Source organism: Mycolicibacterium monacense (genome assembly GCF_010731575.1).
GTDB lineage: Bacteria > Actinomycetota > Actinomycetes > Mycobacteriales > Mycobacteriaceae > Mycobacterium > Mycobacterium monacense.
This window is the reverse complement of the sequence record NZ_AP022617.1, coordinates 646611-672004: the sequence shown is the minus strand read 5'-3', so window position 1 is coordinate 672004 and position 25394 is coordinate 646611. Positions and strand designations below refer to the sequence as shown.

Here is a 25394-nt window from a genome sequence, read left to right as displayed (position 1 = left end):
GCCCTGCACCGGCAGTCGCCGATGACGCGGTTCCTCGCGCGCCGGCTGCTCAACTACGTCGTGCTGTTGGCGCTCGCATCGTTTTTGACGTTCACGCTGACCTCGCTGACCTTCGAACCGCTCGACAGCCTGCTGCAGCGCAACCCGCGGCCCCCGCAGTCGACCATCGACGCGAAGGCGGCCGAACTCAACCTCGACAAGCCCATCCCCGTGCGCTACGCGCAGTGGCTGGGTGACGCGGTGCGCGGCGACTTCGGCACCACGATCACCGGGCAGCCGGTCTCCGACGAGCTGGGCCGCCGGATCGGGGTCAGCCTGCGGTTGCTGGTGATCGGGTCGGTGCTGGGCACGGTCATCGGGGTCGTGGTCGGCGCGTGGGGCGCGATCCGCCAGTACCGGCTGTCCGACCGGGTGATCACGCTGTTGTCGCTGCTCGTGCTGTCCGCCCCGACGTTCGTCATCGCCAACCTGCTGATCCTCGGGGCGCTCAACGCCAACTCCTGGCTCGGCGTGCAACTGTTCGAGTACACCGGCGAGACCTCACCCGACGCCGTCGGCGGCCCGTTCGACCAGTTCGTCGACCGGTTGCAGCACCTGATCCTGCCGACGGTCACGCTCGCGTTGGCGGCCATCGCCGGGTTCAGCCGCTATCAGCGCAACGCGATGCTCGACGTCCTCGGCCAGGACTTCATCCGCACCGCGCGCGCCAAGGGTCTGACCCGGCGCCAGGCACTGTTCAAACACGGTCTGCGCACCGCGCTCATCCCGATGGCGACGCTGTTCGCCTACGGGGTGAGCGGACTCGTGACCGGCGCGGTGTTCGTCGAGAAGATCTTCGGCTGGCACGGGATGGGCGAATGGGTGGTGCAGGGCATCGCCACGCAGGACACCAACATCATCGCGGCGATCACGGTGTTCTCCGGCGCCATGATCCTGTTGGCCGGGTTGCTGTCCGACGTGATCTACGCGGCGCTGGACCCGAGAGTGCGGGTGCAGTGATGATGAGCGATTCGACGAGTACGACGGCGCGCTCGGGGCTGGACACCTCGCGGTTCGCCTCGCGCCGGACGCTGGTGACGCGACGGTTCCTGCGCAACAAACCGGCGGTGGGCGCGCTCGCGCTGCTGGTGCTGATGTTCGCCGGCTGCTATCTGTTGCCGCCGCTGCTGCCCTACAGCTACACCGATCTCGACTACTACGCGCTGCAGCAGCCGCCGACCACCGAGCACTGGTTCGGCACCAACGCGCTCGGCCAGGACCTGCTGGCCCAGACGCTGCGCGGTATGCAGAAATCGATGCTCATCGGCGTCGCGGTGGCGTTCATCTCGACGATCATCGCGGCCACCGTCGGCTCCATCGCCGGCTACTTCGGCGGATGGCGCGACCGCACGCTGATGTGGCTGGTTGACCTGCTGCTGGTGGTGCCCAGCTTCATCCTCATCGCGATCGTGACACCGCGGACCAAGGAGTCCGGCACCATCCTGTGGCTGATCCTGCTGCTGGCGGCGTTCAGTTGGATGATCAGTTCCCGCATCGTGCGGGGTCTGACGATGAGCCTGCGCGACCGCGAATTCGTCGTCGCCGCCCGCTACATGGGGGTGCCGCACTGGCGGATCATCGTGCGCCACATCGTGCCCAACGTCGCGTCGATCCTCATCATCGACACCGCGCTCAACGTCGGGTTGGCGGTGCTCGCCGAAACCGGGCTCAGCTTCCTGGGTTTCGGGGTGCAGCGACCCGACGTCTCACTCGGCACGCTGATCGCCGACGGCACCGGTTCGGTCACCACCTTCCCATGGGTGTTTCTGTTCCCCGCCGGGGTGCTGGTGCTGATCATCCTGTGCGCCAACCTCATCGGCGACGGCCTGCGCGACGCACTCGACCCGGGGATCCGCCCGGCCCGGAAAGGGCGGAAGACATGAGCCTGCTCGAGGTCTCCGGGTTGACGGTGACGTTCGCGACCGACACCGAGCGGGTGGCCGCGGTGCGCGGCCTGGACTACCGCCTCGACGCCGGTGAGGTGGTGGCGCTGGTCGGCGAGTCCGGGGCGGGCAAGTCGGCGGGCGCGATGGCCGTCGCGGGGCTGCTGCCCGAACATGCCGAGGTGGCCGGGTCGGTGCGGCTCGACGGCACCGAACTGCTCGGGCTCTCCGACGCCGAGATGTCGAAGATCCGGGGACGCCGGATCGGCACGGTGTTCCAGGACCCGATGTCGGCGCTCACGCCGGTGTACACCGTCGGCGACCAGATCGCGGAGGCCCTGCGCGTGCACAACCGCGACCTCGACCGCCGCGCCGCGCGCACCCGCGCGGTCGAACTGCTCGAACTGGTCGGCATCGCCCAGCCGGAGCGCCGCGCCCGGGCGTTCCCGCACGAACTGTCCGGCGGCGAACGGCAGCGGGTGGTCATCGCCATCGCCATCGCCAACGACCCCGATCTGCTGATCTGCGACGAGCCGACCACCGCGCTGGACGTGACCGTGCAGGCGCAGATCCTCGAGGTGCTGCGCACCGCGCGCGACGTCACCGGGGCAGGCGTGCTCATCATCACCCACGACCTCGGCGTTGTCGCCGAGTTCGCCGACCGGGCGCTGGTGATGTACGCCGGCCGGGCCGTCGAGATCGCCTCGGTGTCGGAGCTGTACACCGAGCGGCGGATGCCCTACACGGTCGGGCTGCTCGGGTCGGTGCCACGGCTCGACGCGCGCCAGGGCGAGCGCCTGGTGCCGATTCCCGGTGCACCGCCGTCGCTGGCGGCCCTGCCACCCGGCTGCCCGTTCGCACCGCGCTGCCCGCTGGCGATCGACGAGTGCCGCGCCGCCGAACCGGAGCTCATCGAAGTGGGGCCGGGTCACCTCGCGGCGTGTATCCGCACCGAACACGTCGCGGGCCGCAGCGCCGCCGAGGTGTACGGCGTGTCGACCGCAGCGGCCGCGTCGCCGCCGTCGGCCGACGATCCCGTGGTGCTCAAGGTGAGCGATCTGGTGAAGACCTACACGCTGACCAAGGGCACCGTGTTCCGGCGCCGGATCGGCGAGGTGCGCGCCGTCGACGGCATCAGCTTCGAACTGCAGCAGGGCCGCACGCTGGGGATCGTCGGCGAATCCGGATCCGGCAAGTCGACGACGCTGCACCAGATCCTGGAACTCGAACCGCCGCAGGGCGGTTCGATAGAGGTGCTCGGCGAGGACGTGGCCGCGCTCGACACGAGGGCGCGGCGTGCGCTGCGCGGTGACCTGCAGGTGGTGTTCCAGGATCCGGTGGCCTCGCTCGACCCCCGCCTACCGGTGTTCGAGGTGTTGGCAGAACCGTTGCAGGCCAACAACTTCGACAAGGCCCGCATCGACGAGCGGGTGGCCGAACTGCTCGGCATCGTCGGGCTGCGCCGTGAGGATGCCAGCCGCTACCCCGCCGAGTTCTCGGGCGGGCAGAAGCAGCGCATCGGCATCGCGCGGGCACTGGCCACCCAGCCGAAGATCCTCGCCCTCGACGAACCCGTCTCCGCGCTGGACGTGTCCATCCAGGCGGGCATCATCAACCTGCTGCTCGACCTGCAGGAGCGGTTCGGGCTGTCGTATCTGTTCGTCTCGCACGACCTGTCGGTGGTGCGGCACCTCGCCCACCGGGTGGCCGTCATGCACAAGGGCGCCATCGTCGAACAGGGCGACGGGGACCGGGTCTTCACCGCGCCGCAACACGACTACACGCGCCGCCTGTTGGCGGCGGTACCCCAGCCGAGCGTCCCGCAACGTTAGAGTCCATATGCATGACGTTGCGACGCCTGATCTCGGCCGCCCTCGTTGCCACCCTCACCCTCGCCGCGTGTTCCAGCGGTGACGAGGAGACCCCGTCGGCCGGCGGTAGCGCGGAGGTGGGCGCCACCAACGACGTCAATCCTCAGGACGTGTCCAACCTGCGCCAGGGCGGCAACCTGCGCTTGGCGCTGACCGCATTCCCGGCGAACTTCAACAGCCTGCACATCGACGGCAACGTCGCCGATGCGGCCGGGATGCTCAGGGCCACGATGCCGCGCGCGTTCCGGATCGCCGCGGACGGTTCGGCGACGCTGAACACCGACTACTTCACCGGCGCCGAGATCACCGGCACCGACCCGCAGGTCGTCACCTGGACGATCAACCCGAAGGCGGTGTGGAGCGACGGCACCCCGATCACCTGGGAGGACATCGCCGCCCAGGTGAACGCCACCAGCGGTAAGCAGGAGGGGTTCGCCTTCGCCAGCCCCAACGGCTCCGACCGCGTCGCGTCGGTGACCCGCGGGGCCGACGACCGGCAGGCCGTCATGACCTTCGCCAAGCCCTACGCGGAATGGCGCGGCATGCTCTCGGGCAACACCATGCTGCTGCCCAAGAGCATGACCGCGACGCCCGAGGCGTTCAACCGCGGCCAACTCGACGCGCCGGGCCCGTCGGCGGGTCCGTTCATCGTGTCGAACCTGGACCGTACGGCCCAGCGGATCACGCTGACCCGCAACCCGAAATGGTGGGGTGAGCCGCCACTTCTGGACAGCATCACCTACTCGGTGCTCGACGACGCCGCCCGAATCCCCGCGCTGCAGAACAACGCGCTGGACGCCACCGGTCTGGCGACCCTCGACGAGTTGACGATCGCGCGGCGCACCAACGGTGTGGCGATCCGGCGGGCGCCGGGCAACAGCTGGTACCACTTCACGTTCAACGGGGCACCGGGGTCGATCCTGGCCGACAAGGCGCTGCGGCAGGCGATCGCGAAAGGCATTGACCGCCAGACCATTGCGGCGGTCACCCAGCGCGGCCTCGCCGACGACCCGGTGCCGCTCAACAACCACATCTTCGTCGCGGGCCAGCAGGGCTACCAGGACAACAGCGGTGTGGTGGCGTTCGACCCCGAGAAGGCCAAACAGGAACTCGATGCGCTCGGATGGCGGCTCAACGGGCAGTTCCGGGAGAAGGACGGCCGCCAGCTGGTGATCCGCGACGTGCTGTTCGACGCGCTGAGCACCCGTCAGTTCGGCCAGATCGCGCAGAACAACCTCGCCCAGATCGGTGTGAAACTCGAACTGGACGCCAAGGGTGCGGCCGGCTTCTTCACCGACTACATCAACACCGGCGACTTCGACATCGCGCAGTTCTCGTGGGTGGGTGACGCGTTCCCGCTCTCGGGTCTGACGCAGATCTACGCCTCCAACGGGGAGAGCAACTTCGGCAAGATCGGCAGCCCGCAGATCGACGCGAAGATCGAGGAGGCGCTGGAGGAACTGGATCCGGCGAAGGCTCAGCAGAAGGCCAACGAGGTCGACAAACTGCTGTGGGACGAGGTGTTCAGCCTGCCGTTGACGCAGTCGCCGGGCAACGTGGCGGTGCGTGCCAACCTCGCCAACTTCGGGGCGTTCGGCCTCGCGGACGCCGACTACTCGAAGATCGGCTTCGTGAAGTAGCCGGGTTCGGGTCCCGCTGATCCAAACGGTGCTGCCCGGCAGGCGGCCTCGGTAGAACCGAGGACATGACGACTGTGGAGAACGCCAGGGCCCTGCCCGGCTCACCGGAATTCGCTGTCCTGCTGGCCCAGATCGCGGCGGGCGCACGCGACCGGGACCGCGACGACGAGAACCCCTTCGACCAGGTGGCCGCACTCAAACGTGCCGGGTTCGGCGCGCTGCGGCTGCCGGAGTCTCTGGGTGGCGCCGGACTGACTGTGCCGCAGTTGTTCTCGACGATCATCGACGTGGCCGCCGCCGACCCGATCGTCGCGCACATCTTCCGCGCCCACTTCTGGTTCGTCGAGGAGCGGCTGCGCACCGCCGACGACCCGGCGTCGCGGCGCTGGCTGGACCGGGTGCTCGACGGCAAGATCGTCGGCAACGCGTTCAGCGAGAAGGGCGGGTTGGCCGTCGGCAGCCTGGTGTTCAACACCCGCCTGCTGCCCGACGGGCAGGGCGGCTACCGGCTGACCGGTGAGAAGTACTACAGCACCGGCACGTTGTTCTCCGATTATCTGACGGTGACCGCGACCACCGACCACGATTCGGTGGCGACGGTGGTGGTACCCGCCGACCGCGAAGGCGTCGGGATCGTCGACGACTGGGACGGCTTCGGGCAGCGCCGGACGGGCACCGGCACCACGACGTTCACCGATGTCGCGGTGGCGGCCGACGAGGTGCTCACCGATGCGCCGTACGACGCCGAACCGCAGCCGACGGTGCAGTTCGCGTTCCTGCAGTTGTTCATCCACGCCGTGGTCGCGGGGATCCTGGAGAACGTGGTGGAGGACGGGGTCGCGCTGTTGGAGTCGCGTGAGCGCAACTTCAGCCATGCGGTGGCGGAGCGGCCGGTCGACGACCCGTTGCTGCAGCGGCAGCTCGGCGAACTGGCCAGCACCGCCTACGTCGCCCGGGCGGCCGTGCTGGATGCCGCCGCGATCATCGGTGCGGCCACCGATTCGGCGGTCGACGGGGTGCCGGACGCGACGCTGGCGCAGGACGCGCAACTCGCCGTCGCGAAGGTGAAGGTGCATCTGGACCGGGTGGCGCCGGACGCCGCCACCCGCCTGCTGGAACTCGGCGGGGCCAGCGCCGCAAGCCGGACACGCAATCTCGACCGGCACTGGCGCAACATCCGCACGATCACACTGCACAATCCGGTCGCGTACAAGGCGCGGGTGGTCGGCGAGAACCTGCTACACGGCACGCCGGTTCCCGCCAACGCATACTTCTGAGGGCTTCGCGCTCTCAGGTGGGGTTGCCGGGGCGCTTGACCGCCTTCTTGGCCGGCGCCTTCTTGGCGGGCGCCTTCTTGGCCGGGGTCTTCTTGGCCGGGGTCTTCTTGGCGGCGGCGGCCTTGGCCGGTTCGACCGCCTTCTTCGCTGGGGCCTTCTTCGCGGGAGCCTTCTTGACGGGCGCCATGTTGGCGGCTTCGGTCTTCGCCGTAGTCGCCTTCACCGCCGTCTTTTTTGCGGGAGCCTTCTTTACGGGAGCCTTCTTTGCGGGCGCCGTCTTCTTCGCGGGAGCCGTCTTCGCAGCCGTCTTCTTGGCCGGGGTCTTCTTCGCCGGAACTTCGATCGGCGCCGCCCGCCCGGAACCCGTCGCGGCTTTCGCACCGGACGGCAAGGCGGCCGGGCCGCCCGCGTCGTCCGACGACGATCCGATACCGACGCGACCGGCCGCTCCCTCCACCGCGTCACGCGCCTTCTGCGCCAAATCTCCCAGCGCCGCTCCGACCGTCGCGAGCAGATCGGTGACGCGCTGTTGCAGCGGCGCACCGTTGTCTCCCGACGAAGCGTTGTCTCCTGATGACACCTTGTCTCCTGATGACGCGTTGTCTCCTGATGACACCATGGCCTCCCGTTTCACGTATGACTCATGGCCCCATACCCGTTTTCGCGAATACCTCACGTATCGCGCGCAACGGCATGCGTCGAGAGGGCGAAAAACGTCGCTCAGACGGTCAACTCGATGTGGTGCGCATCCGGCACCGAGGCGTACCGCTGGGGGCTGCACGTCAGCACGATCACCTGGCCGTCACCGCCGATGACGTCGAAAACCGTGCCCATCTTGGTCAACCGGTCGGGATCGGTGAATCCGAGCGCATCGTCGATGACGACCGGCACCGAGTCCTCCTTGGCCACAAGGGCGGCACCGGCCAGACGGGCCACGATGCCCAACTGTTCCTTCGCCCCGCCCGACAGTGACTCGTAGGGCACCGTGCGGCCGGCGAGTGTGCGGTTGTGGATCCGCAGATCGCTGTCGACCTCGACTTCGAAGCTGTCGCCGAACACCAGCCGCCCCAGGCGTTCGACCTCGCGGCGGTACGGCTCGACATAGCGTTCCCGTGTCGCGGTGCGGTGTCTGCTCATCACCGAGCGCAGCAGATCCACCGCCCGCGCCCGGCGGTGCACCCGCAGGTAGTCGGACTCGGCGTGTTCGCGTTCGCCATGCGCGCTGTCGAGTTGACCCTGTCTGCCCTCGGTGCCGTACACCTTCAGGGCGGCCGTCACTTCGCGCAACGCCTCGGTGGTGTCCTCGTGCCGGGCCTGCAGCGCCCGGTCGCGCGCGGTCACCTCGGCCAGGTGGGCCTCCACCGCCTCGGGCGCGGACTGCGCCAGTTCGTCGCGCAGCCGGGCGGTGCGTGCGACGGCACGCTCGGCCACCTCCCGATCGGCTTCGGCGGCGACCGACAGCGCCTCGTCGGCCACGGTGTCGCGCGCTGCGACCAGTCGCTCGGTGGCGCTGTTCAGCTCCGCCTGGGCGGCGGCGAGCTTCTCCCGCACGACGCCGAGTCGAGTGGCCTTCTCCCCCAGCTTGGCCGACGCCGCGACCGCCACCTTGCGATGCGTCTCGCAGTCGCCGATGGCCCGCTGGTGCGCCGCGACGGCGGCGGCCAGGGCCTCGCGCGCCGCGGCGGCATCGGCCGGGCCGTCGAGTTCGAACAGCGCATCGGTGTCCGGCTGCCCGTTGCGCAGTTCGGCCAACCGTGCCCGCAGTTGCGCCTCGGTGTCGTCGCCGGTCAGTGCATCGACCGTCGCGCGCAACGTGGCCCGGGTCTGGGTCAACTCCCGGCGCCGGTCGTGCAGCGTTCGCGCGGTCGCGACGTCGGCGGCGCCGACGGCCTGCAGCGCAGCCGCCAGATCGGCGTTGGCCTCGTCGAGCCGCGCCTGGGTCTGCGCCGCCGGGGTGCCCGGAACCACGCGCGCCGTCAGCAGTCCGGGGACGGTGATCTCGGTGGGCGTCGTCGCGTTGACCGACCAGCCCTCGCCGGCGACGACCCGCACCAGCTCGTCGCCCACCCGCACGTCGACGTCGGCGACGGCATCGAGTTCGATTCGCGCAGAGGCCAGTTCGGCCTGTCCGGCGGCGCGTTCGACGGCGAGGGCGGCGGTTTCGACGACCCGCATCGAGGTGTCGGTGACCGCGATCCCGGCGAGTTCGGTGTCGACGGCTGCCAGCTCGCGCACCGCCGCGTCGATCTTCGCCAGCCGCGCCGTCAACCGGTCGGCCTCGTCCCGATCGGAAAGGCGTTGCGCCACAGCGCGTGCCGCGTCGACGCGCGCGTGGTGTTCTTCCACCGCGGCCCGCGCCCGCTCCGCAGCCTGCTGCGCCGCCTGGTCGACCGCGCGGGCGGTGGCCTCCTCGTCCACCGCTGCGGCGACCGCGGCCTCCAGATCGGTGATTGCCGCACGGCGTTCGTCGATGTCGGCGCGCAGGCGGCGGCGTTCGGTGACCGCGGCCAGCGACGCCGTGCGGGTGGCCTGAGCCGCCTTCGCGATCACGTCGGCCTCGTCGACCTGCCTGCGCAGCGCCGCCACCGCCTGTGCGGCTTCGCGCGCGGCGGTCACGTCACGAGTGAGCGCGGCCCGCTGCTCGGCCGATTCCGCCAGTTGTCCGGTCAGCGCCGCATGCCGGCGCACCGCCTCGTCGACCTCACCGACCGCGGCCGCGCAGCGCGCCACTTCGGCCTCGGCGGCCTGCAACCGCTTGATCGCCGCGGCCCACTCACCCGTGGGCCGACCGGTCGCGGTGAAGTACCGGCCGTACTCCTCGTCGATGCGGTCGACGAGCAGCGGTTCGGCACCCGAGGTGGTGGCCGCCTCACCGGCGGCCGCGTCGAGCGCACGGGCGAGCGCATCGGAACCGGAGAAGTCGGCCGCGGCGGTGGAGGCGGATTGCCAGACCCGTTGCGCCTGCCACAGATCCATGTCGACGGTCTCTTCGAGGAGGGCCAGCGCGCGCTCGTGCGCCTCGTCACCGGTGAGCTGCTCGCGGTGCGGGGCGAGGATGGTCAGCTCCGTCTCCGCGCGTTTGTGAAAACGCTTGCGGTAGACGAACCGATAAGGGCCTGTGGAGATCTCGGCGCTGATCTCGGCGCCCACGTCGGCGTGGGTGGGTTTGACCTGCTTGACTTCCTTCTTCGTCGAGCGGTCCTTGGCGGCGAAGAGCAGGTCCAGCGCCTCGATCATCGACGATTTGCCGATCTCGTTGGCTCCGCTGATCACCACGACACCGCGATCGGGGAACTCGATCTCGCGACGGCTGATGCCGCGGTAGTTGGTCAACACCAGACGGTGCAGCTTCATGCGACATCGCTCCGTTCGACCAGGCGCAGCAGCAGTGCCAGCGCGGCGCGGGCGTCGTCGGCGCGGTCCCCGTCGGCCCGGGCCGCCTCCACCAACTCGTCGACGGCCGCGGCGGCGAACCCGCCGATACCCAGATCGTCGAATTCCCCGTCGGCGGGCAGGACGGCGATGTCGGTGCCGCGCTCCCACTCCGTCAGCGCCGCGAACAGCCGGGAGTACTTGAGCAGACAGTCATCCAGCGCGGCCTTGTCGGTGACGGTCAGCGACCCCGTCAGCCCGAGGCGGACGACCGTGCGCTCCTTGTCCGGCATGAGATCGAGGTTGAGGTCGAGATCGGCGACGTCGCGGCCGTTGTCGACCGAACGGGTCAGCGTGACGAACCGCCAGCGCCCCAACCGCTCGGGGCGCACCCGCACGGGCCGCCGCGCGTCGTCCTCGTCGATGTCGACGACCAGGGCGTGGCCCGAGTCGGTCTCGATGTCGTCGTAGTTGGTGACCTCAGGCGACCCCGAATACCAGACCCGGCCGGTGGCGCCGACATCGGTGCGGGAGTGCTTGTCCCCCAACGCCACATAGTGCACCGCACCGCGCGCCAGGGCGGCCTCGACGGCGGCCAGCCGGATCAGCGCCGCCTTGTCCTTACCCGGGTCGATGAGGTCCACCGCGCCGTGGCCCACCACGATGCGGGTGACACCGTCGGCGGGTAGGCCGGCGAGCACGTCACCGACCAGATCGCTGGTCGGGGCCTTGGACCGCCACGGGGCCGCGACGAGTTCGAGCCCCGGCCGCACCGGGTGGACACCGGCGCGGTCGAGCACGGTGACGTTGTCCGGGCATTCCGCGGTGAACAACGCGCTGGTGTACACCGAGGAGGCGTCCAACGGGTCGTGGTTGCCGGGCAGCAGATACACCGGGACACCGATGGTCCGCGTCGCCTCCAGCGACTGGCCGACCTCGCGCGGGGAGAGCTGATTGTGTTCGAACACGTCACCGGCGACCACCACGAACTCCGCCTTCACCTCGGCCGCCAGCGCACCGACCGCGACCACGGCCTCACGCCGCGCCGCCGAATACCGGGGCTGCGCCTCACCGTTGAGGAAGTGGCGGGTCATCCCGAGCTGCCAGTCGGCGGTATGCACAAATCGCATGTGGCCCCGTCCCTTTCCCCTCGTCGTCGTGGTGCATGGCGAGTGTAGGACCGGACACCGACAAGTCAGCGGACCTCGTCCGGCATGTGGCCGCGGCACCTAACGTGAAGGGGGTGAGCACGAACATCCGCACCCTGGTGCTGCTCCGGCACGCCAAATCCGACTACCCCGACGGTGTCGACGATCATGAGCGGCCGTTGGCCGCGCGCGGCATCCGCGAAGCCGGCCTGGCCGGCGACTGGTTGCGCACCCACCTGACGCCACTGGACGCGGTGCTCTGCTCGACGGCGACCAGGACGCGGCAGACCCTGGAGCGCGCACGCATCGACGCACCGGTCCACTACGCCGACCGGCTCTACGACGCCACGCCGGGCATGGTGATCGACGAGATCAACATGGTGGCGCGGCGTTTCGACCACCCGGTCGACACGCTGCTGGTGATCGGGCACGAACCGGCGATGTCGCACGTCGCGCTGGGGCTGGCCGCGGTCGAGGTCAGCAACCGTGAGGCCGCCACAGGCATCGCCACCAAGTTCCCGACGTCGGCGCTGGCGGTGCTGCGCACCGAACAGGGGTGGGACCGGCTGGCGCTCGGCGGCGCCGCGCTGGTCACCTTCCACGTCCCCCGCTAGCGTGCGATTTCGGCGTGCGCGGTCGCGCTCAGCGCGACCCAGCACGCCGAAATCGCCCAGCTACGAGTTGGTGGCGAGGGTGAGTTCCATCAGCTTGATCGCCATCCCGCAGGCGTCGATCCCGGGGGCCTGCGGATTGACCCACCAGCCGACCACGCCGCCGGCGTCGCTGGCCACCCCGCACGCGCCGTTCGGATCGCCGGGCCGCATCACGATCGACGGCACACCGGCCACCGACCGGTTCTCGATCTGATACTCCAGCTTCTGGGCCGTCTGCTGCTCGTTGTCGAGGCTGCCTTCCTCGAACCAGAAACGGGTGATGTCGACCAGGCCCGCGGGATTGGCGGCCTGCCAGCGGCAGACGGCGCCCACGAAGGTGCTCTGGATGTCCAGCGGATCGGCCCCGACGGTCTCGGCGAGGATGTCCTCGGTCAACACGTCGCACTCCTTGAGCAGGTTCGGGTACTGCCGTTCGGAGTCGTTGTTGCTGGGCCCGCCGCCGGAGCCGGCGCGCGCGGCCGTGCCCTCGACGGTGCGCGTGCAGCCCAGCAGCATCGTCAGGGCGGCCAGCAGGGCGGCCACGGCGGCCAGAGTCCGTGCGGAGCGGCTCATCGGGAGTTCACAATCGATTGACGGGTGAGCTCTTTGGCGACCTCACACGGATCCGGGAAGGGTTTCTCGGCGAAGCTGACCGACCATTCGATGAAGTCGTTGTCGAACTGGATGCCGATCTCACACAGGTTGGTGCCCAGCGCCAGATCGTCGCCGGTGGCGATGAACCCGTCGTGACCCTCGATGTTGATGTCCTCGACGCTGGTGCGCGACAGTTCCTCGGTCTTGCGCTCACGCCCGATCGGGCTGCCGCGGAAATGGGTGAACGAGAAGTGCGGCCCGACGATGCTGCCGCCGGCCAGCCACTGGCAGCCCACCGATGTCGTCGCGGTGTTCACCAGACCCGGCACCTCGGTGAGCTGGCTCATGGTCTGGTCGCTGATCCCGCCGCACTGCGGGAAGAACGGGCCGTGCTTGATGTCCTGCTGGGCCTGGGTGCTCTGCGGCGACTCACCCGGCGCCGCGGGCTCCGAATCCGACGAACAGGCGGCCAACAGCGGAAGCGCGGCCGCCGCCAGCGCAGCCAGCGCTTTCGCGTGGCGGGTCCGTCCCGTCGTGCGCGTGCTGGGGTTCACGCCATGCACTGTAGCGGCAGCGCTGATCGTGAACCACCGACATGCCGGTTGACCTGCAAGTTTCTTCGGTGTGCGACAGTAGCGAGATGCTCTGGGGCCTGCTGCGGCAGTACGTGCGGCCGTATCGCGGACTGCTCTCCGTGGTCGCCGGACTCCAGGTCGTCAGCACGCTCGCCTCGCTCTACCTGCCGACCGTCAACGCCGCGATCATCGACGACGGCGTCGCCAAGGGCGACACCGGAACCATCGTCGAACTCGGCATGGTGATGCTCGGCGTCACCGCGCTGCAGGTGGTGTGCGCGGTCGGCGCGGTGTATTTCGGGTCGCGGGCCGGTATGGGGTTCGGCCGCGACCTGCGCTCGGCGATCTTCGACCGGGTGACGCGGTTCTCCGCGGAGGACACCGCGCGGTTCGGCGCCCCGTCACTGCTCACCCGCACCACCAACGACGTCGGCCAGATCCAGCTGCTCGTGCAGTTGACGTGCACCATGCTCATCACCGCCCCGATCATGTCCGTCGGCGGCATCTTCATGGCGATCCACCAGGACGCCGGGCTGTCGTGGCTGCTGCTGGTCAGCATCCCGGTGCTGGCCGTCGCGAACTACTGGATCGTGTCCCATCTGCTGCCGATCTTCCGGCGCATGCAGCAGCTCATCGACAATATCAACCGGGTGCTGCGCGACCAGCTCACCGGCATTCGGGTGATCCGCGCCTTCGCCCGCGAGCCACTCGAACGCGACCGCTTCGCCGACGCCAACCAGACGCTGTCGGACACCGCGCTGGACGCCGGCCGCTGGCAGGCGCTGATGCTGCCGGTCACCACGCTGGTCATCAACATCTCCAGCGTCGCGCTGATCTGGTTCGGTGGCCTGCGCATCGACGCCGGCCAGATGCAGGTCGGCTCGCTGATCGCGTTCCTGTCCTACTTCATGCAGATCCTGATGGCCGTCCTGATGGCCACGTTCATGCTGATCATCATCCCGCGGGCGGCGGTGTGCGCCGAACGCATCGACGAGGTGCTCCAGACCCGGCCGGGGATCGACACCCCGCCCGACGCGGTCCGGCCGGACGCGGTGCGCGGTGAGATCCGCCTGGAGGCGGCCACCTTCTGCTATCCCGGCGCCGACCAGCCGGTCGTCGAGGACGTCTCGTTCACCGCCCACCCCGGGACCACGACGGCGATCGTCGGCTCGACCGGATCCGGGAAGTCGACGCTGATCTCACTCATCTGCCGCCTCTACGACGTGACCGCGGGCGCGGTACGCATCGACGGAATCGACCTGCGCGACTACGACATCGAACGGTTGTGGTCGCTGATCGGGTTGGTGCCCCAGCGCGGCTACCTGTTCACCGGCACGGTCGCCGACAACCTCCGGTACGGCAGAAGCGACGCCACCGAAGACCAGATGTGGGAGGCGCTGCGGGTGGCCGCCGCCGACGATTTCGTCCGCGCGCACGCCGACGGTCTGCAGATGCGGGTCGCACAGGGCGGGATGAACTTCTCCGGCGGGCAGCGGCAGCGGTTGGCGATCGCGCGGGCCGTCATCCGGCGGCCCTCGGTGTACCTGTTCGACGACGCGTTCTCCGCCCTCGACGTGCACACCGACGTCCGGGTGCGCACCGCGCTGCGCGAGGTGTCGGCCGAGGCCACCGTCGTTGTCGTCTCGCAGCGGCTGTCGACCGTCGCGCAGGCCGATCAGGTGATCGTCGTCGACGACGGCCGCGTCGTCGGCGTCGGTACGCACGACTCGCTGCTGGCCGACTGCCCGACGTATGCCGAGTTCGCCGAATCGCAGTCCGTCGGCGCCGATGTGGGCGGCCGCCAGTGACCCGGCCGATGGGCGGCCCCATGCGCGGTCTGCCGCAGGCGCCGGCCGAACGCACCCGCGACTTCAAGGGCTCCGCCCTGCGCCTGGTCCGGCGGCTCACCCCGCAGCGCACACTCACCGCGTCGGTGATCGGCCTCGGCGTGGCGGGTATCGCGCTCGGGGTGCTGGGCCCGCGGATCCTCGGACACGCGACGGATCTGTTGTTCAACGGCGTGATCGGCCGTCAGCTGCCCGCGGGGCTGACCAAGGAGCAGGCCGTCGAGGCGGCCCGGGCCCGCGGGGACTCGACCTTCGCCGACCTGCTGTCGGGGATGGCGGTGGTTCCCGGACAGGGTGTGGACTTCGGCGCCGTCGCCCGCACGCTGGCCCTGGCGCTGGGCCTGTATCTCGTTGCGGCGCTTCTGGTGTGGATCCAGGCCCGGCTGCTGAACGTCGTCGTGCAACGCACCATGGTGCGGTTGCGCGCCGACGTCGAGGACAAGGTGCACCGGCTGCCGCTGTCGTATTTCGACACCCGCCAGCGCGGTGAGGTGCTCAGCCGCGTCACCAACGACGTCGACAACATCCAGACCTCGCTGACGATCACCATCAGCCAGCTGCTGACCTCGGTGCTGACGATCGTCGCGGTGTTGGTGATGATGTTGACGATCTCACCGTTGCTGGCCCTGCTCACCGTGCTGACCGTGCCGCTGTCGCTGCTGGCGATCCGCTGGATCACCCGGCGCAGCCAGCGGTTGTTCGTCGCGCAGTGGCGCAACACCGGCCGCCTCAACGCCCACATCGAGGAGACCTACAGCGGTTTCACGATCGTCAAGACGTTCGGCCACCGCGCCGCCGCCCAGCAGAAGTTCCGCGAGCTCAACGACGAGGTCTACCAGTCGAGCTTCGGCGCCCAGTTCTTCTCGGGTCTGGTCTCCCCGGCGACGGGGTTCATCGGCAACCTCAGTTACGTGGCGGTCGCCGTCGTCGGTGGCCTCCAGGTGGCAGGAGGGCAGATCACGCTCGGCAACATCCAGGCGTTCATCCAGTACGTCCGCCAGTTCAACCAGCCGCTGGGCCAGGTCGCCGGCATGTACAACACGCTGCAGTCGGGCATCGCCAGCGCCGAACGCGTCTTCGACCTCCTCGACGCCGAGGAAGAGTCCGCCGATCCGATGCGGGATTTGCCCGCCAGCGGGCGCACCGGACCGGGCCGGGTGGAGTTCGACCACGTGCACTTCGCCTACACGGCAGGCACACCGGTCATCGAGGACCTGTCGCTGGTGGCCGAACCGGGTAGCACGGTGGCCATCGTCGGGCCGACCGGTGCGGGCAAGACCACGCTGGTGAATCTGCTGATGCGGTTCTACGACGTCGATTCCGGGCGCATCCTGATCGACGGCGTCGACATCGCCGCGGTCAGCCGCCACTCCCTGCGCTCACGGATCGGGATGGTGCTGCAGGACACCTGGCTGTTCGCCGGCACGATCTACGACAACATCGCCTACGGCCGACCCGACGCGACCGAGGCCGAGGTGATCGAGGCGGCCAGGACCGCGCACGTCGACCGCTTCGTACACACACTGCCCGACGGGTATGCCACCAACGTCAGCGACGACGGTGGCTCCATCAGCGCAGGTGAGAAACAGCTGATCACGATCGCCCGCGCGGTGCTGGCCCAGCCGCAGCTGCTGGTACTCGACGAGGCGACCAGTTCGGTGGACACCCGCACCGAACTGCTCATCCAGCAGGCGATGGCCGAACTGCGCCGCGACCGCACGAGTTTCATCATCGCCCACCGGCTGTCGACCATCCGCGACGCCGACCTGATCCTGGTCATGGAGGCGGGCCGCATCGTCGAACGCGGAACGCACGAGGAACTCGTCGCCTCGCGTGGCGAATACTGGTCCATGACACAGGTCTGAGCGGCAGGATGCGCGTTATGCCCAGCACCACCGTGCACACCTTCTGCCGTTACTGTCTGGCGTCGTGCGGGGTCGAGGTGACCGTCGAGGACAACCGGGTCCGCAAGATCTCCGCCGACCGGCTCAACCCGCACAGCTGGCACGACTTCTGCGCGAAGGGGCGCACCGCGGCGGAACTCGTCGACCACCCCCGCCGGATCCGCGCGCCGATGCGGCGGGTCGGTGACCGCTACGTCGAGGCGACCTGGGACGAGGCGATCACCGACATCGCCGCGCGGATGAACGCGGCGATCGAGGCCGACGGCCCCGACGCGGTCGGCGCCTACTACGGCAACCCGACCGGGTTCTCGGGGTCCAACGTCATCTTCATGAACGCCTGGCTCGACGCCGTCGGCACCCACAACCGCTACTTCGTCGGCTCGGTCGACCAGAACGCGATGCACGTCGTCGCCGAGGCGATGTACGGCTCGATGCTGATGGCGCCGGTGTCCGACATCGACAACTGTGACTACTTCCTGCTCGTCGGCACGAATCCCGCTGTGAGTGCGTGGAATTGGCTGGAGACGGTGCCCGGCGGGTGGCGGCGGGCGCTGGAGCGCCAGAAGCGGGGCGCGACGCTGGTGGTGGTCGACCCGGTCCGCACCGAGAGTGCCGACCATGCCGATGTGCACCTCGCGGTCCGGCCGGGTCAGGACTGGGCGCTGCTGCTGGCGATGGTGAAAGTCGTTCTGGACGAAGGGCTCGAGCACCGGGGCGACTGCACCGACCTCGCGGTCGGGGTGCCCGAGCTGCGCAGCCTGGTCGCCGAGGCCGACCTGGACGACCTCGCACAACGCTGCGGTGTCGACCGCGCGACGATCGAACGGGTGGCGCGCGACTTCGCGGCGGCCCGGGGCGCGATGGTGGTGACCCGCACCGGGGTGTCGCTGCACGCGGCGGGCACGGTCGCCGAATGGCTCGGCCACGTGCTCAACGTCGTCACCGGCCGGATGGACCGGCCCGGCGGACGGCGATTCGAACCTGGCTATGTCGACGCGCTGCGACTCGCCGCGCTGGCGAAGGGCAAACCGCATGTGAGCCGGGTGGCCGGGCGTGAGATGGTCTCGGGCGCACACGCTTTGGCGGAGCTCCCGGACGAGATCACCACACCCGGGCCGGGGCAGATCAAGGCCATACTGATCAACTGCGGCAACCCGGTGGTGTCCGGTCCGGACGGCGCCAAGCTCGACCGGGCACTGGCCACGCTCGACCTGCTGGTCGTGATCGACCTGGTGCAGCGCGAAAGCCACCGCCACGCGCACTGGCTGCTGCCCGCCGCGCACTGGCTCGAACGCGACGATCTGCTGGCGTTCACCAGCAGCATGCACGACGAGCCGTTCGTGCAGTACGGGCGCCGTGCCGTCGAACCCCCGCCGGGCGCCCGCGAGGAATGGCAGATCTTCACGGACCTGGCGCTCGCGATGGGCCTGCCCCTGTTCGGCGTGCGGGGAATGAACGGTTTCGTGCGGGCCACCCGGCGGGCCGCCGCGCTGACCCGCCGTCCCGCACTGGCGTTCGGGCCGCAGTGGCTCAATCGCATCCTGGTGGCGACCTCACGAAAGGTCAACGGCCGCAAGTTACGTTGGCGCGACGTGGCGAACAGTCCGCACGGGCTGGTGCTGGGGCCGCGCGAGTTCGGGCACTTCCGCGACGCGCTGCGCACGCCCGACAAGAAGGTGCACGCCGCCCCGCCGGAGTTCGTGACGCGGACGCGCGAACTGCTCGCCGCACCGCATCCGTCGGCGCCGGCCGGCTATCCGTTCCAACTCGGCAACCGCCGTCACCGCCACTCGATGAACTCCTGGCTCAACGACCTGCCGGGGCTGCATCCGGGCGGTAAACGCAATGAGGTGGTCATCCATCCCGAGGACGCGGCAGCGTTGGGTGTGGCCGACGGCGACCGGGTGCGGGTCTTCTCCCCCGTCGGCGCCGTCGAGGTGCATGCCACGGTCAGCGACCAGCCGCGCCGCGGCCTGGTGGTCCTCGACCATGGCTGGGGCTCAAGGGTTTTCGACCCGCGCGGGGATGCGGAACCGCAGTCCTACGGCGTCAACCGCAACCTGCTCGTCGACGGCACAGGACTCGATCCACTGTCGCAGACCTCGACGCTGAGCGAGGCGTGGGTCGGGGTGCAGAAGGTCTAGAGCTGCGGGCCTTCGGCGCGCAGATCGTCCACCTTCGCCATCGCGTCGCGCAGTTGAGCCAGCCACTCGTCGGCGTGCTGACCGACCAGCCGCACCGACCAGGCCAGCGCGTCGGAGCGGGACCGTGCCACCCCGGCGTCGACCAGGGTGTCGAGTACCTGACGCTCGGGTTGGCGTAGCCGCGTCATCACCGGAACGGCGATGTGGGTGAACAGGATTCGCTCGGCATCCGCCCCGGACCCGATCTCGACGCCCCAGGCGACCTTGCGGCCGTATCGCGCCTCGGCCTCGTCGGCGATCTGCATGCGCTCCGGGCGGGTCTGCTCACGGAAGCGCGCGGCGCGTCCGGAGGCGCGGGCTTCGCTCTCCTGTTCGGCGGGTTCGGGGAGTCGGCCGATGACGGTGATCTCCTCGCGGTCGACGACGACAGTGGGGTCCCCGGCGAACCAGCCGTCGGGGAGGCGGCCGGCGAACCAGTCCGCGGCGTCGCTCGCGTCGGGTTGCTCGGCCTGTTGCCACCCGCCTGCCCGTCCGGGTCGGCGATGATGATGTGTCTTCATGATTACATGATTACACCGTTGCACAGCAGGTGGTGGAGTGTTCACCACGGGTGAACACGCTCAGCCGGCCTGGGCGGGCCACCCCGGCACGGCGGGTTCGAACGCGGGCGGTTCGGTCGGTCTCGATGCGGCGATGATCCCCATGTCGTGCGGGGAGTCCGGCATCTTGTCGAGGCAGCGGCGATGATTCTCGGCGCTGGTCCGGGATTCGCTCGGGTCAGCGCCGGTGTTCGGCACCCCCTCGAAGCCTCCCCACCGCGCCTTGTTGCCGGCCAGAATCTGCGCGCCGTCGAAGACGTCGTCGGCGGGCGCCGGGTTCGGACCGCGCTGCGGCCCACGCTCCGGCAGCTCCCTGTGGTTGCGCACTTCCACCCGCCACACGAAGACGTAGTCGAATTTCCCGAAGCCCACGCCCTCGGTCGTCTCATACGCGTTGCCCTTCGCCTTCTTGACGAAGAGGTTGTAGCGCCCGTCGCAGACGTACGCGCGGTAGCCCCCGTCGATCGGGTCGAGTTGCAGCAGGTGGAAATACTCGTTGCCGAACAACTGCTTTCCCGCGATGTCGATCCTCGCGTCCGGATAGGCGTCCCAGACCTCCACCGGATCCGGCCCTTTCCACGGGAGGCCGGTGGGTCGCTTCACGGTGCTGCCGAACCCCGGATAGGACTCGAACTGCGTCGGCAGGGAACTGCCTGTCCCAGCCGTGAATTCGGCGACCCGCCGCCCCTCCAGATAGGCCCGGATCGGAACCGCCGCACCGGTGAGGAGGTCGATTCCCGGCTCCGCCGTCCACCGGAACCGGAAGCTGTCGAGCGTCGCCGGCCAGTTCGGGTACGTCTGCCCGGGCGCAGGCGGGCCGGACGGCTCCGGATCGGCGGAACACCCGGCACAAACCAGCGCAACCGCACACACGACGGCGGCGATGCCGCCACGGGGTCCGCTCACGAAACCCAACACTGCCACGCCCCGCGTGTCGGTCGGTGCACTGATTTAGGGTCGAGCACAGCGATTCTCAGGGCGAACAGGAGTGATTCGATGACCGGTCAATGGCTGCCCGACCCCGACGGCCGCCACGAATTCCGCTGGTGGGACGGGCAGCGCTGGACCGACCAGGTGTCCAGCCGGGGTCAGGTGACGCAGGCACCGATGGCCGGGACGCCCGCACAGGCCCCCGCGGGTGGTGACGGATTCGCCGGCATCTCCGGCGATCTGGTCGACGGACGCTTCAGCGAGAAGGAAGCCACCCCGATCGCCAACCAGAACACCAAGATGCTGCGGGTGCGCCTCGGCGAACCGTTCATGGCGCGCCAGGGCGCGATGGTCGCCTACCAGGGCAACGTCGACTTCTCCTTCGAGGGCGGCGGCGCATCGAAATTCCTCAAGAAGGCGCTGACCGGGGAGGGTCTGCCGTTGATGCGCTGTCAGGGCCGGGGCGACGTGTTCCTCGCCGAACGCGCCTACGACGTGCACCTGCTCAAACTCACCAACAGCGGCCTGTCGATCAGCGGTAAGAACGTGCTGGCCTTCTCGGCGGGGCTGGACTGGAACATCGAACGGGTGCGTGGCGGCAGCATCGCCACCGGCGGCCTGTTCAACACCACGCTGCGCGGGTCGGGGTGGGTGGCGCTGACCACCGACGGCCCGCCGGTCGTGCTCGACGCCGCCGAAGCGCCGACCTTCGCCGACACCAACGCCGTCGTCGCGTGGTCGGCCAACCTGCAGACGCAGCTCAAGGCGAGCTTCAAGGCCGGCGCGCTGATCGGGCGCGGATCCGGCGAGGCACTGCAGGTCGCCTTCCACGGCCAGGGTTTCGTGATCGTGCAGCCCTCCGAGGGCATCCAGGTGCCGACGCAGTGACCGACCTTCGACCCCACTGGGACACCGAGGCGTTCAGCGGTGTCTACGCCGGCCACCCCGGCCGCCTCGACCGCCGCGGCCCCGCCACGATCACCGACCTCATCGCGGGCACGCGCTGCTGGACCGACCGTGAGTTCCTGGTCCACGGCGAGCGCCGGATCTCCTATGCCGCATTCCGCGGCGCACTCGGCCCGGTCGGCGCCCATCTCGCCGATCTCGGGGTGCGGCCGCGCGACCGGGTGATGGTCTTCGGCTACAACAGCCCGGAGTGGATCGTGGCCGTGTTCGCCCTCCTTCTGCAGGGGGCGGTTCCGGTGCTCGGCAACCGGTGGTGGAGCCCCGCCGAGGTGGCCCATGCCGCCGAACTGCTCGACCTGCGGCACATCTTCACCGACACCGCGCTCGACACCGATCGCCCGGCCAGCCCGCTCGCCGACCTGGCGTACGCATTCGACGCACCGGCCGGTCCGGCGTCGCACGCCGATGAAGACGTCGACATCGACCAGGTCGCGATCGTCCTGTTCACCTCCGGCAGCTCCGGGCTGCCGAAAGCCGTCGAGCTGTCCCGCCGTTCGGTGATCGCCAACCAGCAGAACATCCTGACGCGCAACGGCAGGCTGCCCCACCTGCTGAACGCCGACTCCCCGCAGGCCGTCAGCCTCGCGAGCACGCCGATGTTCCACATCGGCGGCCTGTCGAGCCTGCTCACGCATTTCCTGACCGGCGGCCGAATCGTGTTGGCGCAGGGCCGGTTCGACCCCGGCCAGGTGATGGCGCTCGTCGAACGCGAACGGGTGCAGGTCTGGGGCGCGGTGCCCACCATGGCCGTGCGCGTCCTCGAACACCCCGAGTTCGGGTCCCGCGACCTGAGCAGCCTGCGGTCGTGGCCGCTGGGGGGCGCTCCGGTGAGCCCCGAACTCCTCGAACGCATCCGCACGCAGCTGCCCACCCTGCGTGAGCGTGGGCTCTCCAACACCTGGGGCATGACCGAGGCCGGCGGCTTCCTCACCGTCGCCGACAGCCGGGACCTGCGCGCGAGGCCGGGCACGGTGGGCAGGCCCTATCCCGTCGTCGAGTTGCGCATCGACCGGCCCGACGACGACGGCGTCGGCGAAGTGCTGGCCCGCTCCCCCACCGTGATGCTGGGTTACGCGGGTCGCGCGGACGACGACACCGTCGACGCCGACGGCTGGTTGCACACCGGCGACCTCGGCCACCTCGACGACGACGGCTATCTCTACATCGACGGCCGCAGCAAGGACGTCGTGATCCGCGGCGGTGAGAACATCGCCTGCCCGCACGTCGAGGCGGCGCTCGCCAGCCATCCGGCCGTCGTCGAGGCCGCGGCCCTGGGCCTGCCCCATCCCGACCTGGGCGAAGAGCTCGCCGCGGTGGTCGTCTACCGCAGCGGTGCACTGCCGCCGACCGACGACGAGCTGCGGCGCCACCTCGCGGGCATCGTGTCGTCGTTCGCCGTCCCGACCCGCTGGCTCATCCGGACCGAACCGCTCCCCACGCTCGCCGGGGAGAAGATCGACAAGAAAACCCTGGCGACCGCATTCGACTGACGACCGCGCGGTTTACCCATACCCCCTATGGGTATATGCTGGGGTCATGAGCCTGAAGCTGGAAGTCGAAGGTATGAGCTGCGCGCACTGCGTCGCGAGCATCACCAAGGCCGTGCAACCGTTGCCCGGTGTCGCCGACGTCTCGGTGGACCTCGAGGCCGCCGCCGTCACGGTCACCGGTGAACCCGACCAGGCCGCCGTCGTCGCCGCCATCGAGGATTGCGGATACGACGTGCGCCCCGCGGCATGAGTTCGGTCGTCCTCGCCGTCGGCGGCATGACCTGTGCGTCCTGCGCGGCCCGCGTCGAGAAGAAGCTCAACCGGATCGACGGGGTCAGCGCGTCGGTGAACTACGCGACCGAACAGGCCACCGTCTCCTATCCCGACACCGTGCGGCCGGAGGATCTGGTCGCCGCGGTCGAGGCGACCGGATACACCGCGACCCTGCCCACCCCCGAACCCGAGGAACCGGAGCCACGCGGGGAACCCGACGAGGCGGCCGCATGGCGACAGCGGTTGACCATCTCGGCGGCGCTGAGCCTCCCGGTGGTGCTGCTGTCGATGATCCCGGCGCTGCAGTTCGACAACTGGCAGTGGTTGGCGCTCACCCTCGCCTCCCCCGTGGTGGTGTGGGGCGCATGGCCGTTCCACCGGGCCGCATGGATGAACCTGCGCCACGGCGCGGCGACCATGGACACGCTGATCTCGGTCGGTGTGACCGCCGCGTACCTGTGGTCGCTGTGGGCGCTGTTCTTCACCCACGCCGGCATGCCGGGGATGACCATGTCGTTCGACCTGCTGCCGTCGGACACCGGCGATGTGCACCTCTACCTCGAGGTCGCCGCCGCGGTGACTACGTTCCTCACCGCGGGCCGCTACTTCGAGGCGCGCGCCAAACGTCAGTCCGGCGCGGCGCTGCGTGCGCTGCTCGACATGGGCGCCAAAGACGTTGCCGTGCTGCGTGATTCCCGTGAGGTGCGGATCCCCGTCGGCCAGCTGACCGTCGGCGACGAGTTCGTGGTGCGGCCGGGCGAGAAGATCGCGACCGACGGGGTCGTGGTGTCCGGCTCCTCGGCCGTCGACCAGTCGATGCTGACCGGTGAATCGGTGCCCGTCGAGAAGGGCCCCGGTGACGACGTCGTCGGCGCGACCGTCAACGTCGGCGGCCGCCTCACGGTGCGCGCCACCCGGGTCGGCGCCGACACCCAGCTGGCGCAGATGGCCCGGCTGGTCAACGAGGCGCAGAGCGGTAAGGCCGAAGTGCAGCGGCTGGCCGACCGGGTGTCGGCGGTCTTCGTCCCGGTGGTCATCGGGCTGTCGCTCCTGACCCTGGCCGGATGGCTGCTGGTCGGCGGACCGGTCAGCGCCGCGTTCACGGCGGCGGTCGCCGTGCTGATCATCGCCTGCCCGTGCGCACTCGGCCTGGCCACCCCGACCGCGCTGCTGGTCGGCACGGGTCGCGGCGCCCAGCTGGGCATCCTGATCAAGGGTCCGCAGATGCTGGAGTCCACCCGCCGCGTCGACACCGTCGTGCTGGACAAGACCGGAACCGTCACCACCGGCCAGATGTCCGTCATCAGCACCCATGCCGACGAGGCGACGATGCGGCTGTTCGGCGCCTTGGAGAGCGCGTCGGAACACCCCATCGCCCGTGCGATCGCCGCGCACGCCGCCGAACGCGGTCAGCTGCCGGCGGTCGAGCAGTTCGAGAACCACGGGGGCAGCGGGGTCAGCGGAGTCGTCGACGGGCACCGCGTCGCGGCCGGGCGGCTGGCCTGGCTGTCCCGGGACACCGCGGCGCCGGTGCCCCCGGATCTGCGCGAGGTCGCCGAGGCGGCCGAGGCGGAGGGACGGACCCCGGTGTGGTTCGCCCTGGACGGGGAGATCTGCGGGGTCGCCGTCGTCTCCGACACGGTCAAGGACCACGCGGTCGACGCGATCGCCGACCTGCGCGCGCTCGGGCTGACCCCGGTGCTGCTGACCGGAGACAACCGGCGCGCCGCGCAGGCGGTGGCCCGGCAGGTCGGTATCGACGTCCGCGACGACACCGTCATCGCCGAGGTGCTGCCGCAGGACAAGGTCGACGCCGTCCGGGCGCTGCAGCGCGACGGCAAGGTGGTCGCGATGGTCGGTGACGGCGTGAACGACGCCGCCGCGCTGGCACAGGCCGACCTCGGCCTGGCGATGGGCACGGGCACCGACGCGGCGATCGAGGCGTCGGACCTCACGCTGGTGACCGGCGACCTGCGCGCCGTGCCGGACGCGATCCGGCTGTCGCGCGCCACGTTGCGCACGATCAAGGGAAACCTGTTCTGGGCGTTCGCCTACAACGTCGCCGCGCTGCCGTTGGCGGCGTTCGGTCTACTCAACCCGTTGATCGCCGGTGCGGCGATGGCGTTCAGCTCGGTGTTCGTGGTCACCAACAGCCTGCGGCTGCGGCGGTTCACCCCGTCGCGGTGAGG

20 protein-coding genes are annotated in these 25394 nt (G+C 69.8%); 13 read left to right on the top strand and 7 right to left on the bottom strand.

The genetic code is table 11. The features are described from left to right. The first annotated feature begins 21 nt into the window (after positions 1-21). From G6N49_RS03250 to G6N49_RS03230, 5 genes are all read left to right on the top strand, one after another. Entirely contained in the window at positions 22-999 is a 978-nt protein-coding gene (locus G6N49_RS03250) for an oligopeptide ABC transporter permease OppB (RefSeq protein WP_011561308.1), read from the top strand. Further along, entirely contained in the window at positions 999-1922 is a 924-nt protein-coding gene (locus tag G6N49_RS03245) for an oligopeptide ABC transporter permease OppC (RefSeq protein WP_011561309.1), read from the top strand. The genes G6N49_RS03250 and G6N49_RS03245 overlap by 1 nt, the downstream gene beginning before the upstream one ends. Continuing rightward, complete coding sequence (locus G6N49_RS03240) at positions 1919-3754, top strand: oligopeptide ABC transporter ATP-binding protein OppD (protein ID WP_083045446.1); 1836 nt, start codon at positions 1919-1921, stop codon at positions 3752-3754. Before G6N49_RS03245 ends, G6N49_RS03240 begins: the two co-directional genes overlap by 4 nt. Before the next feature lie 11 nt (positions 3755-3765). Beyond that, positions 3766-5433, top strand: coding sequence for an oligopeptide ABC transporter substrate-binding protein OppA (locus G6N49_RS03235; RefSeq protein WP_064874245.1), 1668 nt, complete (start codon positions 3766-3768; stop codon positions 5431-5433). A 65-nt stretch (positions 5434-5498) separates the two neighbouring features. Then, positions 5499-6710 (top strand): acyl-CoA dehydrogenase family protein, encoded by a 1212-nt coding sequence (locus tag G6N49_RS03230; protein WP_011856384.1) that lies wholly within the window; start codon positions 5499-5501, stop codon positions 6708-6710. 13 nt (positions 6711-6723) lie between these two features. Here G6N49_RS03230 and G6N49_RS03225 read toward each other — a convergent pair whose 3' ends face one another. The 3 genes from G6N49_RS03225 to G6N49_RS03215 all read right to left on the bottom strand — a co-directional run bounded on the left by G6N49_RS03225 (position 6724) and on the right by G6N49_RS03215 (position 11212). Beyond that, on the bottom strand, positions 6724-7290 hold the full coding sequence (locus tag G6N49_RS03225) for a histone H1-like repetitive region-containing protein (protein ID WP_235679487.1): 567 nt from the start codon (positions 7288-7290) through the stop codon (positions 6724-6726). A gap of 140 nt (positions 7291-7430) precedes the next feature. After that, on the bottom strand, positions 7431-10064 hold the full coding sequence (locus G6N49_RS03220; RefSeq protein WP_083045444.1) for an AAA family ATPase: 2634 nt from the start codon (positions 10062-10064) through the stop codon (positions 7431-7433). Then, positions 10061-11212, bottom strand: coding sequence for a metallophosphoesterase family protein (locus G6N49_RS03215; protein WP_011856387.1), 1152 nt, complete (start codon positions 11210-11212; stop codon positions 10061-10063). Before G6N49_RS03215 ends, G6N49_RS03220 begins: the two co-directional genes overlap by 4 nt. A gap of 113 nt (positions 11213-11325) precedes the next feature. On the opposite strand from G6N49_RS03215, the gene G6N49_RS03210 reads away from it, so the two are divergent. After that, entirely contained in the window at positions 11326-11844 is a 519-nt protein-coding gene (locus tag G6N49_RS03210; protein WP_041925110.1) for a SixA phosphatase family protein, read from the top strand. A gap of 60 nt (positions 11845-11904) precedes the next feature. On the opposite strand, the gene G6N49_RS03205 is transcribed toward G6N49_RS03210, so the two are convergent. Together G6N49_RS03205 and G6N49_RS03200 are read right to left on the bottom strand one after the other, a co-directional pair. Beyond that, a complete protein-coding gene (locus G6N49_RS03205) occupies positions 11905-12456 on the bottom strand; it encodes a DUF3558 domain-containing protein (protein WP_011561317.1) in 552 nt (183 codons plus the stop codon). Further along, the gene (locus G6N49_RS03200) at positions 12453-13040 is read right to left on the bottom strand and encodes a DUF3558 domain-containing protein (protein ID WP_011561318.1); all 588 of its coding nucleotides are present in this window, start codon (positions 13038-13040) and stop codon (positions 12453-12455) included. Before G6N49_RS03200 ends, G6N49_RS03205 begins: the two co-directional genes overlap by 4 nt. A gap of 77 nt (positions 13041-13117) precedes the next feature. Between G6N49_RS03200 and G6N49_RS03195 the strand changes: the two genes are divergently transcribed. Genes G6N49_RS03195 through G6N49_RS03185 form a run of 3 tightly spaced genes read left to right on the top strand, consistent with a single transcriptional unit; the run spans position 13118 to position 18947 of the window. Next, a complete protein-coding gene (locus tag G6N49_RS03195; RefSeq protein WP_085975421.1) occupies positions 13118-14860 on the top strand; it encodes an ABC transporter ATP-binding protein in 1743 nt (580 codons plus the stop codon). 8 nt (positions 14861-14868) lie between these two features. Beyond that, positions 14869-16764: an ABC transporter ATP-binding protein gene (locus tag G6N49_RS03190; protein WP_011856389.1), complete on the top strand. Its 1896-nt coding sequence runs from the start codon at positions 14869-14871 to the stop codon at positions 16762-16764. A gap of 17 nt (positions 16765-16781) precedes the next feature. Then, complete coding sequence (locus G6N49_RS03185; protein WP_011856390.1) at positions 16782-18947, top strand: molybdopterin-containing oxidoreductase family protein; 2166 nt, start codon at positions 16782-16784, stop codon at positions 18945-18947. Here G6N49_RS03185 and G6N49_RS03180 read toward each other — a convergent pair. Continuing rightward, positions 18944-19507, bottom strand: a complete 564-nt coding sequence (locus G6N49_RS03180; RefSeq protein WP_041309792.1) for an ATP-binding transcription factor AbmR — start codon at positions 19505-19507, stop codon at positions 18944-18946. The two genes, G6N49_RS03185 and G6N49_RS03180, sit on opposite strands and share 4 nt — an antisense overlap. A gap of 60 nt (positions 19508-19567) precedes the next feature. After that, positions 19568-20452 carry a hypothetical protein gene (locus G6N49_RS03175; protein WP_235679486.1) on the bottom strand — a complete coding sequence of 295 codons (885 nt, stop codon included), beginning with the start codon at positions 20450-20452 and terminating at the stop codon, positions 19568-19570. A 90-nt stretch (positions 20453-20542) separates the two neighbouring features. Between G6N49_RS03175 and G6N49_RS03170 the strand changes: the two genes are divergently transcribed. The 4 genes from G6N49_RS03170 to G6N49_RS03155 are packed head-to-tail and all read left to right on the top strand — an operon-like array spanning position 20543 to position 25392. Continuing rightward, entirely contained in the window at positions 20543-21364 is an 822-nt protein-coding gene (locus tag G6N49_RS03170; protein ID WP_011856392.1) for an AIM24 family protein, read from the top strand. Further along, on the top strand, positions 21361-22932 hold the full coding sequence (locus G6N49_RS03165) for a class I adenylate-forming enzyme family protein (protein ID WP_083045442.1): 1572 nt from the start codon (positions 21361-21363) through the stop codon (positions 22930-22932). The genes G6N49_RS03170 and G6N49_RS03165 overlap by 4 nt, the downstream gene beginning before the upstream one ends. Positions 22933-22978: 46 nt before the next feature. Next, a complete protein-coding gene (locus G6N49_RS03160; protein ID WP_011561326.1) occupies positions 22979-23182 on the top strand; it encodes a heavy-metal-associated domain-containing protein in 204 nt (67 codons plus the stop codon). Beyond that, positions 23179-25392 (top strand): heavy metal translocating P-type ATPase, encoded by a 2214-nt coding sequence (locus G6N49_RS03155; RefSeq protein WP_083045441.1) that lies wholly within the window; start codon positions 23179-23181, stop codon positions 25390-25392. The genes G6N49_RS03160 and G6N49_RS03155 overlap by 4 nt, the downstream gene beginning before the upstream one ends. Positions 25393-25394 lie beyond the last annotated feature (2 nt).